The sequence below is a fragment of the Streptomyces sp. NPDC006610 genome (assembly GCF_040611575.1).
Taxonomy (GTDB): Bacteria; Actinomycetota; Actinomycetes; order Streptomycetales; family Streptomycetaceae; genus Streptomyces.
In genome coordinates, this window is the sequence record NZ_JBEXOP010000025.1 from 61267 (window position 1) to 77826 (window position 16560).

Genomic DNA, 16560 nt, shown 5'->3' on the forward strand with positions numbered 1-16560 from the left:
CCGCATGACGGACTCAATCATCAAGCTCACCGCGGCCGAGACCGCCGCGAAGATCGCCTCCGGCGAGCTGACGGCCGTCGAGGTCGCCGAGGCCCACCTGGCCCGCATCGAGGCCGTGGACGAGAAGGTGCACGCCTTCCTGCACGTCGACCGCGAGGGCGCCCTCGCCCAGGCGCGCGCCGTGGACGGGAAGCGGGAGCGGGGCGAGAAGCTCGGCCCGCTGGCCGGCGTCCCGCTCGCGCTCAAGGACATCTTCACCACCGAGGGGATGCCGACCACGGTCGGCTCCAAGATCCTCGAGGGCTGGATCCCGCCGTACGACGCGACCCTCACCCAGAGGCTGAAGGCCGCCGACGTCGTCATCCTCGGCAAGACCAACATGGACGAGTTCGCCATGGGGTCCTCCACCGAGAACAGCGCCTACGGCCCGACCGGCAACCCCTGGGACCTCACCCGGATCCCCGGGGGCTCCGGCGGCGGCTCCTCCGCCGCGCTGGCCGCGCACATGGCCCCCCTCGCCATCGGCACCGACACCGGCGGTTCCATCCGCCAGCCGGCCGCCGTCACCGGCACGGTCGGCGTCAAGCCGACGTACGGCGCGGTCTCCCGCTACGGCATGGTCGCCTTCTCCAGCTCCCTGGACCAGGGCGGCCCCTGCGCCCGTACGGTCCTGGACGCGGCCCTGCTGCACGAGGTGATCGCCGGGCACGACCCGCTCGACTCCACCTCCATCGACGCCCCGGTCCCGCCGGTCGTCGAGGCCGCCCGCAACGGCTCGGTCGAGGGCATGCGGGTCGGCGTCGTCAAGCAGTTCCGCGGCGAGGGCTACCAGGCCGGCGTCATCCAGCGGTTCGACGAGTCCGTCGCACTGCTGAAGGAGCTGGGCGCCGAGATCGTGGAGCTGGACTGCCCGTCCTTCGACCTCGCCCTGTCGGCGTACTACCTGATCGCCCCGTCCGAGTGCTCCTCCAACCTCGCCCGCTTCGACGGCCTGCGCTACGGCCTGCGGACCGGCGACGACGGCACGCGCTCCGCCGAGGAGGTCACCTCGCTGACCCGCGAGGCCGGCTTCGGCCCCGAGGTCAAGCGCCGCATCATGCTCGGCACGTACGCCCTGTCCAGCGGCTACTACGACGCCTACTACGGCTCCGCGCAGAAGGTCCGCACGCTCATCACGCGCGACTTCGAGAAGGCGTTCGAGCAGGTCGACGTGATCGTGTCGCCGACCACGCCCACCACCGCCTTCCCGATCGGCGAGCGCGCCGACGACCCGATGGCGATGTACCTGGCCGACCTGTGCACCATCCCGACCAACCTGGCGGGCAACGCGGCCATGTCCCTGCCCTGCGGTCTCGCCCCGGAGGACAACCTCCCGGTGGGCCTGCAGATCATCGCCCCGGCGATGAAGGACGACCGGCTCTACAAGGTCGGCGCCGCCGTCGAGGCCGCCTTCGTGGAAAAGTGGGGGCACCCGCTGCTCGAGGAGGCTCCGTCGCTGTGAGTGCACTGACCAAGGCCAAGGGCTTCAAGAAGTCCAGGTCCGGCACGTACCTGTCCATCGCCGGGACCGCGTTCGGCGCGATCGGCGTCGCCAAGCGGCTGAAGAAGGCCCGCGCCGAGAAGGACACGCTGGTCCTGATCGACGCCACCGTGTCCGCCGTCGCCATCGTCACCGGCCTCGCCATCCTGTACCGCGAGCTGAAGCGGCTGGGCGACGACGACGTCCTGCTGGGCTGAGAGGGAAGTTTCACCGTGACCACCACGACCGACCTGGTGTCGTACGAGGACGCGCTGGCGTCGTACGACCCTGTCATGGGCCTCGAGGTCCACGTCGAACTCGGCACCAGGACCAAGATGTTCTGCGGCTGTTCGACCTCGCTCGGCGCCGACCCGAACACCCAGACCTGCCCGGTCTGCCTCGGCCTGCCCGGCGCGCTCCCCGTCGTCAACGCGACCGGCGTGGAGTCCGCGATCAAGATCGGCCTGGCGCTGAACTGCGAGATCGCCGAATGGTGCCGCTTCGCCCGGAAGAACTACTTCTATCCGGACATGCCGAAGAACTTCCAGACCTCCCAGTACGACGAGCCGATCGCCTTCAACGGCTACCTCGACGTGCAGCTGGAGGACGGCGAGACCTTCCGCGTGGAGATCGAGCGCGCCCACATGGAGGAGGACACCGGCAAGTCGACCCACGTCGGCGGCGCGACGGGCCGTATTCACGGCGCCTCGCACTCCCTCCTCGACTACAACCGGGCCGGCATCCCGCTCATCGAGATCGTCACCAAGCCGATCGTCGGGGCCGGCGAGCGCGCCCCCGAGGTCGCCCGGGCGTACGTGCGTGAACTGCGCGAGGTCATCCGCGCGCTCGGCGTCTCCGAGGCCCGCATGGAGATGGGCCAGATGCGCTGCGACGTGAACCTGTCCCTGATGCCCAAGGGCGCGGACAAGTTCGGCACCCGCTCCGAGACGAAGAACGTCAACTCGCTGCGGTCCGTGGAGCGCGCGGCCCGTTTCGAGATCCAGCGTCACGCGGCCGTGCTGTCGTCGGGCGGGACGATCGTCCAGGAGACCCGTCACTTCCACGAGGACACGGGCTCCACCACCTCCGGCCGCGTGAAGGAGGAGGCCGAGGACTACCGGTACTTCCCGGAGCCCGACCTGGTGCCGGTCGCCCCGTCCCGCGAGTGGGTCGAGGAGATCCGCGCCTCCCTGCCCGAGCTGCCGCTGGTGCGCCGCAACCGGCTGCGCGAGGAGTGGGGCGTCTCCGCCACGGACATGCAGGCCATCCTCAACGCCGGCGCGCTGGACCTGATCGTCGCCACGATCGACGCCGGCGCCGACGCGGCCTCCGCCCGCAAGTGGTGGATGGGCGAGCTGGCCCGCAGCGCCAACGAGTCCGGCAAGGCCCTGGACGAGCTGGCCATCACCCCGCAGCAGGTCGCCCGCGTCACCGAACTGGTGGCCTCCGGCGACCTGAACGACAAGCTGGCCCGCCAGGTCATCGAGGGCGTCCTCGCCGGCGAGGGCACACCGGACGAGGTCGTCGACCGGCGCGGACTCAAGGTCGTCTCCGACGAGGGCGCGCTCACCGCGGCCGTGGACGAGGCCATCGCCGCCAACCCGGGCGTCGCGGACAAGATCCGTGGCGGCAAGGTGGCCGCGGCCGGCGCCCTGGTCGGCGCGGTCATGAAGGCGACCCGAGGCCAGGCGGACGCGGCCCGCGTGAAGGAACTGATCCTGCAGAAGCTGGGCGTCGAGGGCTGACGCCGACAACTGCCGGTACGTGACGGGGCGGCGCCCGGAACCGAGCGTTCCGGACGCCGCCCCGCGCGTTCACCTCGCCGACGTGGGGTCGGACAGGTTCCCGGGGGCGCCGAGGCCCCGAGCGGTCCCGGGCCGCACTCCAGGTCGCCCCGTGGCGGCCGTTGTTACGCGCGCACGTTCAGAGCCGGCGTCCCACCACCCGGGCGAAGCCGAGCGTGCGTCCCTCGTCGGCGCGCAGCATCCGGGCCGACGAACGCGCCATGTCCGCCATGAACTCGCTGTCGCTCTCCTCGGCGCACACCTCGCTCCACAGCAGCCAGTCGCGCCAGGCGTCCGGCAGCCAGTCCGCCGCCTCCACCTCGACGGCCCCGCTGCGGGTCCAGTGGCGGCGCCACCAGGCGGGGGAGTGGAAGCACCAGAACGCCGGCTCCCACCATGGCGCCAGGTGCGCGGGCGGCTCCGTCCCGTCCAGTTCCTCGCGCAGCGACGGCACGGCCACGCCGATCCGGCCGCCGGGCTTCAGCAACCGGGTGAGGGTGGGCAGGTAGAGGTCGTCGGTGCCGAAGTACTGGTACGCGTCGATGGACACGATCGCGTCGAAGGAGCCCTCGCCGAACGGCAGGTCGTGCGCCTCGGCGTGCACCGGCAGTACCCGGTCGGCGACGCCCGCCGCGGCGATCCGCCCGGCGTTCTCGTCGGGCTTGATCCACAGGTCGGCGGCGGTCACCTGGAGGCCGTACTCCCTGGCCAGGAAGATCGACGTCAGGGCGCGTCCGCAGCCGAGGTCCAGGACGCGGGCGCCGGGCGGCAGCGAGTCGAGGCCCATGGCCGGGGCGAGCGACTCCAGCAGCCAGAGGGGGTGCGGGCCCATCTGGTTGTCGATCAGCCACCGGACGTCGTAGCCGTTGCTGCGGGGATGGTCCGGGTGCCGCACACGGGCGGCGGGATCGCTGGGCGGCCGGGTGCTCGCGGAGTCGGTGGTCATAGGGGTCCTGGATAGCAGCCGCCGGGACCACCCGCACCCCGATTTCCCTCCCGCGGGCACTACGCTCGCCCGGCATGAACGGACGCGCTGATTCCGAACCGGTGGACATAGGCCCGCAGGAGGCCGATGCGGAGGCGGTGGAGCCGGAGGGCCCGGGCCCGCAGGACGAGGTACCGGAGGGCACGGGGCCGGAAGCCGGGCGGGCCCGTCGGACCGCCGCCGGTGCCGGAGCGCTGCTCGCCCTGGCCGGGCTGGCCGCCGCCGCGCTGCGCCTCACCGGCTCCGCCCCGCCGCTGGTGCCCCTCGCCTATGCCGCCGGAGCCGCCGTCTGCGTCCTCGCCGCCGTCCTGGGAGCGCGCGGGCGGACCCGGCGGGCGCTGTGGCTGCTGGTCGGCGGGGTGATGGTGATGGCGCTGGGCGACCACTTCGACTGATCGCTCGCTGTCGTGGCATCGGACCGGACGCCCTTCACCCGGCCGTCGCCGTCCCTGCCGCCCGGACCGGCGGGCCCCGCCCGTCGCGACGATCATTAAGGGGACTCTCAGACTCGGTCCGTACGGTGCCCGCATGGGAACCAAGACTGCTGACGAGACCGGGACCGAGTCCGAGGGCGCCACCGAGGCCGCCGCGGCGCACACCGACGAGGAGACGCCCAACGCTCCCGTTGCCGAGGGCGGCGAGAGCCTGCCCGCCGAGGCGGAGGACGACGCCCCGGCCGCGGGCGGCCCCACCGGGGTCGGTCAGGGCGCCGGCGCGGTCGTCGCCGCCGCGCTCGGCCTGGTCTCGCTCACCGGCGGCTGGGTCGGCACCGTCGCCTCCGCGCGCGAGTCGCTGATCGGCCAGATGCAGACGTCCACGTCCTCCAGCGTGGCCGCCATGGTCAAGGAGGGCTACGGCGACGCCTGGCAGGCCACCGCGCTGTGGGCCGGCGTCTTCGCGCTGGCCGCCCTGATCGTCGGCGTCGTCGTCCTCGCCCGCCCCGCCTTCGGCGCCCCCGGCCGGCCGCAGGCCCCGTGGATCAAGTCGGTCGCCTGGGCCGGCGTCTCCCTCGGCGTCATCGGCCTGCTGCTCGCCGTCCTGAAGTACACCGACGTCCTGCTCGGCCTGCCCTCCACCGGCTGACCCCGAGGGGTCGCCCGGGGCTCGCGTAAGGCGCCCGCCCACCTCCTTACGTCCGCCCCGGGGCCCCTCATCCCCGTTCGAGCCGTCCGGGCAGCGTCCCGGGCCGTATCTAAGGCCGCTCGGCCCCACAGGATGCGGAACTCTCCCGATGTGCGGCACCCCCCTGGGAGACGAAGGTTGAGGCATCGCGACACCGCGACAGCCACGACCGTCACCCACCGGGGAGCCACCGATGTACGAGTACGAAGCGCACCGCGTCCGGTCCGCCGATCTGATCCGCCTGGCGGAGAACGAGCGGCTGGCCCGCGAGGTCGTACGACGCGACCGCGCGGCCCGCGCCGAAGCCGCCGCACGCACCGCGGAGAGCGAGTCGCATAGCCGCCGCCCACGCCGGCACCGCTCCCCGCGGGCCGCGTGAGGCGCGCGGGCGGCACGGGCCGCGCAGGCCGCATCGGTCCCGTCGGCCGAGTGAGGCCCGCAGGCCGCCTGGGTCCAGTGGACCGGGCGAGGCCCGCGGGCCGAGTGAGTTCCGCGGACGCGGTAAATCCCGTGGACGGGGTGAGCCCCATGGACGGGGTGAGTCTCGTGGACGGGGTGAGCCCCATGGACGGGGTGAGCCCCATGGACGGGGTGAGTCTCGTGGACGGGGTGAGCCCCATGGACGGGGTGAGTCTCGTGGACGGGGTGAGCCCCATGGACGGGGTGAGTCTCGTGGACGGGGTAAGCCCCGCAGACCGGACACGACCCGCCGACCGCGTAAGCCCCACCGGCCGGGTGCGCCCCGCCGACTCCGTGGGCCGCGTGCGGCCCTTCGACAGCGCGAGCCCCGCAAAAACCGGTGCCCTGCTGTCGGACCCGCGTGCGATGCTCGGGCCCGTGGAGAACTGGTCCGTCAGTCCCGTGTTCGTCGGCCGCACCGTGGAGTTGGACGCACTGAACGACGCGCTCGCCCGCGCTCACGCGGGCGAGCCGCAGGCCGTTCTGGTGAGCGGCGAGGCCGGCGTCGGCAAGACCCGCCTCGTCGAGGAGTTCACGGCCGGGGCCGACCGCGCGGGCGCCGTCGTCGCGCTCGGCGGCTGTGTCGAGATCGGCGCCGACGGACTGCCCTTCGCGCCCTTCTCCACCGCCCTGCGCGCCCTGCGCCGCGCCCTGCCCGCCGAACTGGCCGCTGCCGCCGCCGGACAGGAGGGGGAACTGGCCCGGCTTCTCCCCGAACTCGGCGAGACGGGCGTCGGCCGGCACGACGAGGAGGGCATGGCCCGCCTCTTCGAACTCACCGCCCGCCTGCTGGAACGCGTCGCCGCCGAGCGCACGGTCGTCGTCGCCCTGGAGGACCTGCACTGGGCGGACACCTCCACCCGCCACCTTCTCGCCTACCTCTTCCGCACCCTGCGCACCGGCCGCCTCGTCGTCCTCGCCACCTACCGCTCCGACGACATCCACCGCCGCCACCCGCTGCGCCCCCTCCTCGCCGAACTCGACCGGCTGCGCACCGTCCGCCGCGTCGAACTCGGCCGCTTCAACCGCGCCGAGGTCGGCTGCCAGATCGCCGGCATCCTCGCCCGGCAGCCCGACCCGGACCAGGTCGACGACATCTTCCGGCGCTCGGACGGCAACGCCTTCTTCGTCGAGGAACTCGCCGTCGCCGTCCACGAGGGCTGCCGCACCGGACTCACCGACTCCCTGCGCGACCTGCTCCTCGTCCGGGTGGAGGCGCTGCCGGAGAGCGCCCAGCGGGTCGCCCGGATCGTCGCAGAGGGCGGCTCCACCGTCGAGTACCGGCTGCTCGCCGCCGTCGCCCGGCTCTCCGAGGACGACCTCATCGAAGCCCTGCGCGCCGCCGTCGGCGCCAACCTGCTGCTCGCCACGCCCGACGGCGACGGCTACCGCTTCCGCCACTCCCTGGTCCGCGAGGCCGTCGCCGACGACCTGCTGCCCGGTGAGCGCTCCCGCCTCAACCGCCGCTACGCCGAGGCCCTGGAGTCCGACCCGGGTCTCGTCCCCGCCGACGAGCGTGTGATGCGCCTGGCCAGCTACTGGTACCACGCGCACGACGCCGCCAAGGCCCTGCCCGCCGTCCTGGACGCCTCCGTCGCCGCCCGCCGCCGGCACGCCTACGCCGAGCAACTCGGGCTGCTGGAACGCGCGATGGAGCTGTGGGACGCCACCCCGGAGGAGGTCAGGTCCGGGTTGCGGCTCGGCGACTGCGTGGAGGTCTGGGCCCCCTGCGGCTGCGACCCGGCGGCCACCCCGCTGCGGTTCCTCGACCTGATGGCCGAGGCCGCCGTCGCCGGCCGCTTCTGCGGCGAACGCGAACGCGCCCTGAAGATCACCCGGCGCGCGCTGAACCTCCTGGAGGACGAGCGGGACCCGCTGCGCGCCGCGTGGTTCTGGGCCCAGCGCTCCCGGCTGATCCAGTCCCTGGCCCGCGGCGACGGCTGGCAGGAACTGGGCACCGCACTGGAACTCGTGCGCGGCCTGCCGCCCTCCGAGGTGCACGCCGAGGTCCTCACCGCCGTCGCCAACTGGTCGATGCTCCATGAACCCGGCCCCGACGCCCTCGCCGCCGCCGAACGCGCCGTCGAGTACGCCCGCATGGTCGGCGCCCGGGAGACCGAACTCAACGCCCGCCTCACCCTCGGCACCCTCACCGTCGAGGCGGGCGGCGCGGAGTCCGGCATCGCCGACATGTACGAGGTCAAGGAGCGAGCCGTCGCCGAGGGCTTCGCCCATGTCGCCGGGCGCGCCTATGTGAACCTGCCCTCCGCGCTCGAGTCCGTGGGCCGTTCCCGCGAGGCCGCCCCCATCCTGGAGGAGGGCGTCGGCTTCGCCCACGGTTTCGGCCTGCTCGACACCGAGGCCTGGGTGTGGTCCAACCTCTCCGACACCCTGTACTTCCTCGGCCGCTGGGACGAGGCCGCGCAGGCCGCGGAGAACGTGCTGCGCCGCGGCCAGAGCGCCAAGCCGCAGGGCTCCGGCGCCCTGTGCCTGGCCCATCTCGCCCTGGGCCGCGGCGACGTGGCCGAGGCGAACCGTCTGCTGGCCGTCGCCCGCGCCTACTTCGGCTCCCACGACCCCATGCCCCAGCAGTGGCTGCCGCTGGCCCGCATGACCGTCGGCGTCGCAGCCGCCGAGGGCCGCGTCCTCGACGCCCGAGCCGAACTCGACCGCGCCCTGGACGCCGGAACCCCGCCCGGCACCGAGCGCTACGGCTGGCCCCTGCTGCTCGCCGCGGCCACCGCCGAGGCCGACGCCCGCGCCCTGCCCGCCGCAGCAGCGGGCCGTGCCGCGGCTCTGCGGCGCATCCGCGACGTCGCCAGGACCCTCCCCGCCAGGTTCCCCGTCTGGCATGCCTACGAGGGCTGGGTCCGCGCCGAACTCCTGCGCGCCGAGGGCGCCGCCGGCCCCGACCACTGGACCCCGGTCGTCACCGCCTTCGAGGCCCTGGAGCGTCCCTACGACCTCGCTCGCGTCCGCCACCGGCTCGCCGAGTCCCTGCTCGTGCCGGGAACCGCCGACGAGGACGCCCGCGACCGCGCCGCCGAACTGCTGCGCCTCGCCCACGCCGTCGCCGAACACCTCGGCGCCCGCCCCCTCGCCGACTCCGTGGCGCTGCTCGCCCAGCGCGCCCGCCTGGGCCGGGTCGGCGGCTCCGCACAGGCCCCCGCACGGGCCCTCGACCCGGCCGACGCCCTCGGCCTGACCAGCCGGGAGCGGGACGTCCTGCGCCTGGTCTCCGCCGGCCGCACCAACCGCCAGATAGCCGAGGCACTGTTCATCTCTCCCAAGACGGCCAGCGTCCACGTCTCCAACATCCTGGCCAAGCTGGACGTCTCCAGCCGGGGCGAGGCCGCCGCCCTGGCCCACCGCCTCGACCTGTTCCCCGCCGGCACGACCCCCTCCCGGGCGGGCGGCTGAGACGTACGCTGCGGGAACGACGGCCGGAGGGAACCCGTGTTCAACGCCTTCAAGGAACTGTTCGCCCCCGGACGCAAGCACACCCGCGACGAACGGGAGCGGCTGGAACTGACCCGCGAGGACGTCGGCGATGCCGACCCCGGGCGCGGACCGATTGACCTGGCCTCCGGCAAGGTCGTCGTCCGCACGCCCGAGCGGTCGCGGGAGCCGAAGTCCGGCGGGGACACCGGGTACGGAACCGGAGACCGGGCCGAGGAGGATTCCGGCTGAGCAGCGGCGGTCAGCTCACCTCCAGCTCCAGGATCCGGTCGTCGCCCCCGGCGGGGGACCCGCGGCCGTCCGTCTCGCTCGTCACCAGCCACAGCCGGTTGCCGCCCGCCGCCACCACCGTGCGCAGCCGGCCGTACTCGCCCTCCAGGAATGCCTGGGGGTCGGCGGCGGCCTCCGTGCCCTTCAGGGGTACGCGCCACAGGCGCTCGCCGCGCAGGCCCGCCATCCAGATCGAGCCCTCGGCCTCGGCGATGCCGCTGGGCGAGGCATCGTCCGTCTTCCACTGGGCGATCGGATCGAGGAACCCGGAGCCGCCGGACCTGCCCTCGGCCCGTGGCCAGCCGTAGTTGCCGCCCGGCTCGACGGCGTTCAGCTCGTCCCAGGTGTTCTGCCCGAACTCCGCGGCGAACAGCCGCTGTTTCGCGTCCCAGGCCAGACCCTGCACGTTGCGGTGCCCGTACGAGTACACCGCCGAGTCGGGGAACGGGTTGCCCGGCGCGGGCTCGCCCTGCGGGGTCATCCGCAGGATCTTGCCGCCCAGCGACTCCTTGTCCTGGGACAGGCCCTCCTCACCGCTTTCGCCGGTGCCCGCATACAGCATTCCGTCCGGGCCGAAGGCGATCCGGCCGCCGTTGTGGATGAAGCCCTTGGGGATGCCCCGGAACACCGTGTCCGGCGCGCCCAGCCGCTGGCCGGCGGGCTTGTCCGCGTCGTAGAGCATCCGCACGATGCGGTTGTCCGAGGCGGAGGTGAAGTAGGCGTAGATCATGTTGTCGGAGGCGAAGTCGGGGGAGAGCGCCAGGCCGAGCAGGCCGCCTTCGCCCTGCGCGGACACCCCGGGCACCTCGCCCACCTCCGTCGTGCGGCCGGTCTTCTCGTCGACATGCGTGATCGTCCCCTCGTCGCGGGACGACACCAGCAGGCCGCCGCCCGGCAGCGGGGCCAGCCCCCAGGGACTCCTCAGGCCCTCGGCGACCGTGCGCACCACCTTGACCGAGCCCTTGGCGGGCGGGGCCTGCTCGGCGGACGACGACGACGGCGAGGCCGGGGCCGAGGAACCGCCCGGGGCCGTGCTCGCACCGCCCGCGGCGGGGCCGCCCCCCTCGTCGTCGGAGGAGCAGCCGGCCGTGAGCAGGAGCGCGGCCGCGGCCAGTACGGCCGACACAGCTCGACGTTGCACGATCATGGTCCCTTCGACGCGGCGGGTTCTCCTTGTCATACACCGCTCGCGCCTCACAGGTTCCCGCTCCACCGAACCCTCAACCGACCGCCGAGTCCCTCACCGGCCGCCGGCCCCGCGGCCGACCGTCGAACCCTCCACCGGCCGCCGACCCCGCGGCCGACCGTCGAACCCCCGACCGACTGCCGAACCCTCCACCGCCGCCGAACCCTCCACCGACCGCCGGAGCCCTCGCCCCACAGCCCCCCGGCTCAGTCCCACGACCCCTGCGCCGCAGGCAGCCCCGCCACCTCCGCCAGGTCCTGCTCCGACAGCCGCAACCCCGCCGCGCCCGCGTTCTGCGTCACCCAGCGCTCCTGCTTCGTCCCCGGCACCGGCACCACGTGCGGGCCCTGCGCCAGCACCCAGGCCAGCGCCACCTGCGCCGGGGTCACGTGCTCGCCGTGCCGGGCGGCGATGTGCCGCAGCCCGACCACGATCGGCTGGTTCGCGGCCATCATCTCCGCGGTGAAACGGGGATGCCGGGCGCGCATGTCGTCCGGCTCGAAACCCTCGCCCGGCGTCAGCGTGCCGGTCAGGAAGCCGTTGCCCAGCGGCATCGCCGCCAGGAAGCCGATGCCGCGGGCCGCGCACCACGGCAGCAGCGTGCGCAGTGCCTCGGGCGACCACACCGACAGCTCCGCCTGCACCGCGGCCACCGGGAAGACCTGCTGCACCCGCTCCAACTGCCGGATCGTCGCGTCGTACAGCCGTGCTCCCGACCGCCGCCCGCCGCGCACGCCCACCGCGCACAGCCCCAGCGCCCGCACCTTCCCGGCGCGCACCAGCTCCGCCATCGCGCCCCAGGTCTCCTCGACCGGGACCTCCGGGTCGGCGCGGTGCAACTGGTAGAGGTCGATGACGTCCGTCTGGAGCCGCCGCAGCGAGGCGTCGCAGGCCCGTCTCACATAGCCGGGGCGGCCGTTGGCCACGATGTGCTGCTCGCCCACCAGCAGGCCGACCTTGGTCGACACGAACGCGTCCTCGCGCCGCTCCTTCAACACCCGCCCCACCAGCAGCTCGTTGGTGAACGGGCCGTACATGTCGGCCGTGTCCAGCAGCGTCGAGCCCAGATCCAACGCCCGGTGCACAGCCCTGACCGACTCGTCCCCCCGTTGCCGGGACGTGCTGTACCCCCAGCTCATCGGCATGCACCCGAGCCCGACGGCCCCCACCCGAAGAGCCGCCGCGCCGATCGTCCTGCGCTCCACCTGCCCGTGACCTCCCTAGCTTCCGCCCAACCTAACCTCTGCCGTCGTCGGGCCCTGACATAGCCTCCGACCATGACTGCTGACGTGTGGCTGCCCATCCCCCCGGAGGAGATCGACGGGCTCCCGGCGGGGCTCGACTACCGTTTCTGGGACGGCGCCGAGTTCCCCGCGGACCCGGCCGACTGCGTCTGGTACGTCGTGCCCTACATGAAGCCGTCCGAGATCGCCGTGCGCCCCCTGCCCGGCATGACGTCCCTTCAGGTGGTGCAGACGCTGTCCGCCGGGATCGATCATGTCGAGCCGGGGCTGCGGCACTTGAGGCCCGGGGTGCGGCTGTGCAACGCGCGCGGCGTGCACGAGGCCAGCACCGCCGAACTGACCCTCGCCCTGATCCTGGCCTCCCTGCGCGGCATCCCGGACTTCGTGCGGGCCCAGGACAGGGGGGAGTGGCGGGGCGGGTTCCGGCCGGCGCTGGCGGACCGCAGCGTGCTCATCGTCGGGTACGGCTCCATCGGCGCGGCGATCGAGGACCGGCTCACGCCCTTCGAGCTCGCGCGGGTGGCGCGCGTCGCGCGCTCTGCGCGTGCCACGGCGCGCGGTCCCGTGCATCCGCTCACCGAACTGCCGGCCCTGCTCCCCGACGCGGACGTGGTGATCCTCTCCACCCCCCTCACCGAGGCCACCCGGGGCCTGGTGGACGCCGGCTTCCTCGCCCGGATGAAGGACGGCGCGCTCCTCGTGAACGTCGCCCGCGGCCCCGTCGTGGACACGAAAGCCCTGCTCGACGAGGTGACGACCGGACGCATCACCGCCGCCCTCGACGTCACCGACCCCGAGCCGCTGCCCGCCGGGCACCCGCTGTGGCACGCCCCCGGCGTACTGATCAGCCCGCACGTCGGAGGGCCCACGTCCGCCTTTCTCCCGCGCGCCACACGGCTGTTGGCGGATCAGCTCCGACGATTCGTGAACCGGGAGCCGCTGCGCAACGTGATCCTTACGACGGGCGCGAACGGTGGGTGACCTCAGCCGTACGCGTGGTACGCGGTAAGAACGGCGCAACAGACGCGTCACCCGCTTCCGGTACCGTCCGCATCCGGCCGGAAGCGGTCCGTTTCCACGTTCTCGCTGGTGGTCACGGAGCGTAGACGAACTATGTCCCTGAGTGACGATCCTGGTGTATCGTCCCGACAGGGGCTGCGCCGCTGACCGTTCGGCGCCGGGGATGAACATTTCGGACTGTGAGGGGGGCGACGGGCGATGCACGGCCTATGGACCAACGATCCGACGCGGCGGGGACGCCGACGACCCTGGCGCACGACCGCGGGCAGACGCGGTCACACCGGCCACCTCGGCCGGCACCATCACCGGCAGGGCAGCCGCAGGAAACACGCTCACCCAGCGCACCGGGACCCGCGGGGCCCGGGCGCGCGGACCGGGAGGCCCCGGTGAACGCGCCCCCGACGACCACGACCACGCTCGACCCGGCGCTGCGGCCGCACCCCGGCCGGCCGGGCCCGCTGCCGCCCCGCCCGCCGGTCCTGCGCGGACCGTCGAGCACCGTGCGGCAACTCGTCCTCGCCGTGCTCTGCGCGGCCTACGCCATCGGCGCCGCCGCCGGCTGGGGATCCGAGGAACTCGCCCTGGTCATGGGCGACTTCGGCCTCAGCGCCGCCGCGTTCGCGGCCGCCGTCTCGTGCTTCCTGTACGCCCGCAGCCGCCGCGTCCGGTTCCGCTCCGCATGGCTGCTGTTCGCCCTCTCCTCGCTGATGGCGGCCTTCGGCAACGCCGTGTGGGGATGGTACGAGGTCGTCCTGGAGCGACCCGTGCCCACCCCCAGCTACGCGGACGTGTTCTTCCTGTGCTTCGCCCCGCCCGCGATCGTCGGCCTGCTGGTGCTCGCCAAGCGCCCGGCCAGCAAGGCGGGCTGGGTCTGCCTGGGCCTGGACGCCTGGCTCATCGGCGGCTCCCTGGTCACCCTCTCGTGGAGCCTGGCCCTCGCCCAGACCGCCAAGGGCGGCGGACCCGGCGTCGCCCACACCGCCCTGTCGCTGGCCTACCCGCTGCTCGACATCGCCCTGGTGAGCATGGTGCTCGCGCTGCACTTCCGGCGCTCCGGCGCCAACCGCTCCGCCGTCAACACGGCGATCGGCGGACTCGCCCTCACGGTGATGTGCGACGCCCTGTTCACCTCGCCGCTGCTGCACGACACCTACCGCTCCGGACAGCTGCTCGACGCGGGCTGGTTCGCCGGCTCGCTGCTGCTGGCGTACGCGCCCTGGGTGGCCGCCCGGACGGGAGAGGGCGGTGACGAGCCGGGGACCCGGGTGGTGCGCGAGCACCTGCCCGGGCAGCGAGGCGACGCCCACCCGGCCCCCCGCCCCGCGCCGGCGCCGGCGGGCGAGCCCGGCAGGTACCCGCCCACCCGGCCGCTCACCTGCTCCCTGGCCGCCCTCACGCCCTACCTCGCGGCGGCCGTGTGCACCCTCGGGATCCTCTACAACGTGCTCACCGGCCGCAGCGTGGACCGCGTGGTGCTGCTGACCGGCGGCACCGTCGTGCTCGCCCTGGTCGTGCGCCAGGGGATCATGCTGCTCGACAACATCACCCTCACCCAGGAACTGGCGCAGAAGGAGAACCACTTCCGCTCCCTGGTGCAGGGCTCCAGCGACGTCATCATGATCGCCGCGCCCAACGGCATCCTGCGGTACGTCTCCCCGGCCGCCGCCGGGGTCTACGGCCGTCCCGCCGAGGATCTGGTCGGCACCGAGCTGGCCGAGCTCATCCACCCGGAGGACCTGGGCTGCGTGGTGCACGAGGTGCGCCGCTTCCTCGCCGCCAGCCCGGCGCAGGAACCGACCACCCGCATCGAGTGCCGCTTCCGGTCCGGCGACGGCGGCTGGCTGAACGTGGAGTCGACCGTCAACCGGCACCACGGCGGGCTGATCTTCAACAGCCGTGACGTCACCGAGCGGGTGCGCCTCCAGGCGCAGCTGCAGCACAACGCGGAGCACGACCCGCTCACCGACCTGCCCAACCGCGCCCTGTTCACCCGGCGGGTCCAGGCCGCCCTGTCCGGCCGCCGCACGTCCGACCGGGGCACGGCGGTGCTCTTCATCGACCTCGACGGCTTCAAGGCCGTCAACGACACCATCGGCCACCAGGCCGGGGACGAACTGCTGATCCAGGCCGCCCGCAGACTCCAGGAGGCGGTCCGTCAGGGCGACACCGCCTCCCGGCTGGGCGGCGACGAGTTCGCGGCCCTCATCCTCGGCGAGGGCGCCCGCGACCGCGGCGCCCGCGAACGGCACATCCTGGAACTCGCCGACCGTCTCAGGATCACCCTGTCGCAGCCCTACCTCATCGACGGCAACGACGTCCGGGTCGCCGCATCCATCGGCGTCGCCTTCGCCGAGCCGGGCCTCGGCGCCGGCGAACTGCTGCGCAACGCCGACCTCGCGATGTACCGGGCGAAGTCGGCGGGCAAGGGCCGCGTCGAGCTGTACAAGCCGCAGATGCAGCAGGACGTCGTACGCAAGGCGGAGCTGGCCACGCGCCTGCGGGCCGCGCTGCACGACGGCGAGTTCACCCTGCTGCACCAGCCCGTGGTGTGCCTGGAGGACGGCCGGATCGCGGCCGTCGCCGCGCAGGCGCGCTGGCGGTCCTCGCAGGGGGTGCTGTTCACGCCCGCCGAGTTCCTGCGGGTGGCCGCCGAGAGCGACCGCACCGCCGAACTCGACCGCTGGATGCTGGAGGAGGCCGCCGCCCAGGCCGCGGAGCGGGCCGCCGGAGGGCTCGCGGCGCCCGTGGCCGTCCGGATGTCCGCCCGCCGGCTGCTGGACCGGTCGATGCCGCTCGGCTCCGTCGAGGCGCTGCTGACCCGGCACGGGCTGCCGTCCGGGGCGCTGCTGATCGAGTTGTCCGACATCGACGCCCGGGTCGCCCTGGACGACCTGGAGCGACGGCTGGCCGCCCTCAGACGGCTCGGCGTACGGATCGCGCTGGACGGCTTCGGCGGCGGCTGCCCGGCCGTCACCGCGCTGCGCAGACTCCCGCTGGACGTGCTCAAGCTGGACCGGAGCCTGGTCGAGGGCGTCGTCGAGTCCGCGCGGCTGCACAAGATCACCAGCGGGCTGCTGCGGATCGCCGGCGACCTCGGGCTGCAGTCCGTGGCCGAGGGCGTGGACCTGCCCGAGCAGGTCGTCGCCCTGCGCGCGATGGGCTGCACCCAGGGCGTGGGCATGGCGTTCTCCGGCCCGCTGGACGAGTACCGGCTGCGCCGGGCCCTGTCCTCCGGGAGATATCCGGTGCCGCACGGACCGGCCGAGCCCGCGTTCGCGGGCGGCGGCGCGGGGGTGTACACCGGCGGTATGACCGCCGTTCTCGGCGCCGGCACGACCCTTCGTTCACATAATGAGACTCCCGTCCCACCCACTTGACAGTGGGTGCGTGCCGGGGGGAGGGTCAGTGCCATGCGCACCCGAATTCTCGTACTTGGACAGCGCGTCGGCTGAGCTGGGACCCACCGGAGGATCATCCGGAATCCCCAGCGACCACACCGGCGCGCTCCCCTC

At 73.6% G+C, this 16560-nt stretch carries 13 protein-coding genes; 10 read left to right on the forward strand and 3 right to left on the reverse strand.

All coding sequences use genetic code 11. The features are described from left to right. Positions 1 to 4: 4 nt before the first annotated feature. The 3 genes from gatA to gatB are packed head-to-tail and all read left to right on the forward strand — an operon-like array spanning position 5 to position 3264. Positions 5 to 1501 carry an Asp-tRNA(Asn)/Glu-tRNA(Gln) amidotransferase subunit GatA gene (gene gatA, locus ABZY13_RS20870; RefSeq protein WP_356632817.1) on the forward strand — a complete coding sequence of 499 codons (1497 nt, stop codon included), beginning with the start codon at positions 5 to 7 and terminating at the stop codon, positions 1499 to 1501. Beyond that, positions 1498 to 1737 carry a hypothetical protein gene (locus ABZY13_RS20875; RefSeq protein WP_356632819.1) on the forward strand — a complete coding sequence of 80 codons (240 nt, stop codon included), beginning with the start codon at positions 1498 to 1500 and terminating at the stop codon, positions 1735 to 1737. Before gatA ends, ABZY13_RS20875 begins: the two co-directional genes overlap by 4 nt. A 15-nt stretch (positions 1738 to 1752) precedes the next feature. After that, the gene (gene gatB, locus ABZY13_RS20880; protein ID WP_356632821.1) at positions 1753 to 3264 is read left to right on the forward strand and encodes an Asp-tRNA(Asn)/Glu-tRNA(Gln) amidotransferase subunit GatB; all 1512 of its coding nucleotides are present in this window, start codon (positions 1753 to 1755) and stop codon (positions 3262 to 3264) included. A gap of 178 nt (positions 3265 to 3442) precedes the next feature. Here gatB and ABZY13_RS20885 read toward each other — a convergent pair whose 3' ends face one another. Then, the gene (locus ABZY13_RS20885; RefSeq protein ID WP_356632823.1) at positions 3443 to 4249 is read right to left on the reverse strand and encodes a methyltransferase domain-containing protein; all 807 of its coding nucleotides are present in this window, start codon (positions 4247 to 4249) and stop codon (positions 3443 to 3445) included. Between the two features lie 74 nt (positions 4250 to 4323). Here ABZY13_RS20885 and ABZY13_RS20890 point away from each other — a divergent pair, with 74 nt between their 5' ends. The 5 genes from ABZY13_RS20890 to ABZY13_RS20910 all read left to right on the forward strand — a co-directional run bounded on the left by ABZY13_RS20890 (position 4324) and on the right by ABZY13_RS20910 (position 9559). Beyond that, positions 4324 to 4683: a hypothetical protein gene (locus tag ABZY13_RS20890; RefSeq protein WP_356632825.1), complete on the forward strand. Its 360-nt coding sequence runs from the start codon at positions 4324 to 4326 to the stop codon at positions 4681 to 4683. Between the two features lie 133 nt (positions 4684 to 4816). Further along, positions 4817 to 5371: a hypothetical protein gene (locus ABZY13_RS20895; RefSeq protein WP_356632827.1), complete on the forward strand. Its 555-nt coding sequence runs from the start codon at positions 4817 to 4819 to the stop codon at positions 5369 to 5371. Between the two features lie 232 nt (positions 5372 to 5603). Continuing rightward, positions 5604 to 5789 (forward strand): hypothetical protein, encoded by a 186-nt coding sequence (locus ABZY13_RS20900; RefSeq protein WP_356632829.1) that lies wholly within the window; start codon positions 5604 to 5606, stop codon positions 5787 to 5789. Between the two features lie 446 nt (positions 5790 to 6235). Beyond that, a complete protein-coding gene (locus tag ABZY13_RS20905) occupies positions 6236 to 9289 on the forward strand; it encodes an AAA family ATPase (protein WP_356632895.1) in 3054 nt (1017 codons plus the stop codon). Positions 9290 to 9325: 36 nt separating this feature from the next. Further along, positions 9326 to 9559 carry a DUF6191 domain-containing protein gene (locus ABZY13_RS20910; protein ID WP_356632831.1) on the forward strand — a complete coding sequence of 78 codons (234 nt, stop codon included), beginning with the start codon at positions 9326 to 9328 and terminating at the stop codon, positions 9557 to 9559. 10 nt (positions 9560 to 9569) lie between these two features. Here the strand turns inward: ABZY13_RS20910 and ABZY13_RS20915 are convergent, their stop codons facing one another. Both ABZY13_RS20915 and ABZY13_RS20920 read right to left on the reverse strand, forming a co-directional pair. Next, positions 9570 to 10745: a PQQ-dependent sugar dehydrogenase gene (locus ABZY13_RS20915; RefSeq protein ID WP_356632833.1), complete on the reverse strand. Its 1176-nt coding sequence runs from the start codon at positions 10743 to 10745 to the stop codon at positions 9570 to 9572. Positions 10746 to 10990: 245 nt separating this feature from the next. Further along, entirely contained in the window at positions 10991 to 11989 is a 999-nt protein-coding gene (locus ABZY13_RS20920; RefSeq protein ID WP_356632835.1) for an aldo/keto reductase, read from the reverse strand. Positions 11990 to 12061: 72 nt separating this feature from the next. Between ABZY13_RS20920 and ABZY13_RS20925 the strand changes: the two genes are divergently transcribed. Both ABZY13_RS20925 and ABZY13_RS20930 read left to right on the forward strand, forming a co-directional pair. Then, on the forward strand, positions 12062 to 13009 hold the full coding sequence (locus ABZY13_RS20925) for a 2-hydroxyacid dehydrogenase (protein ID WP_356632837.1): 948 nt from the start codon (positions 12062 to 12064) through the stop codon (positions 13007 to 13009). A 425-nt stretch (positions 13010 to 13434) separates the two neighbouring features. Then, a complete protein-coding gene (locus ABZY13_RS20930; protein WP_356632839.1) occupies positions 13435 to 16425 on the forward strand; it encodes an EAL domain-containing protein in 2991 nt (996 codons plus the stop codon). Positions 16426 to 16560: the final 135 nt, after the last annotated feature.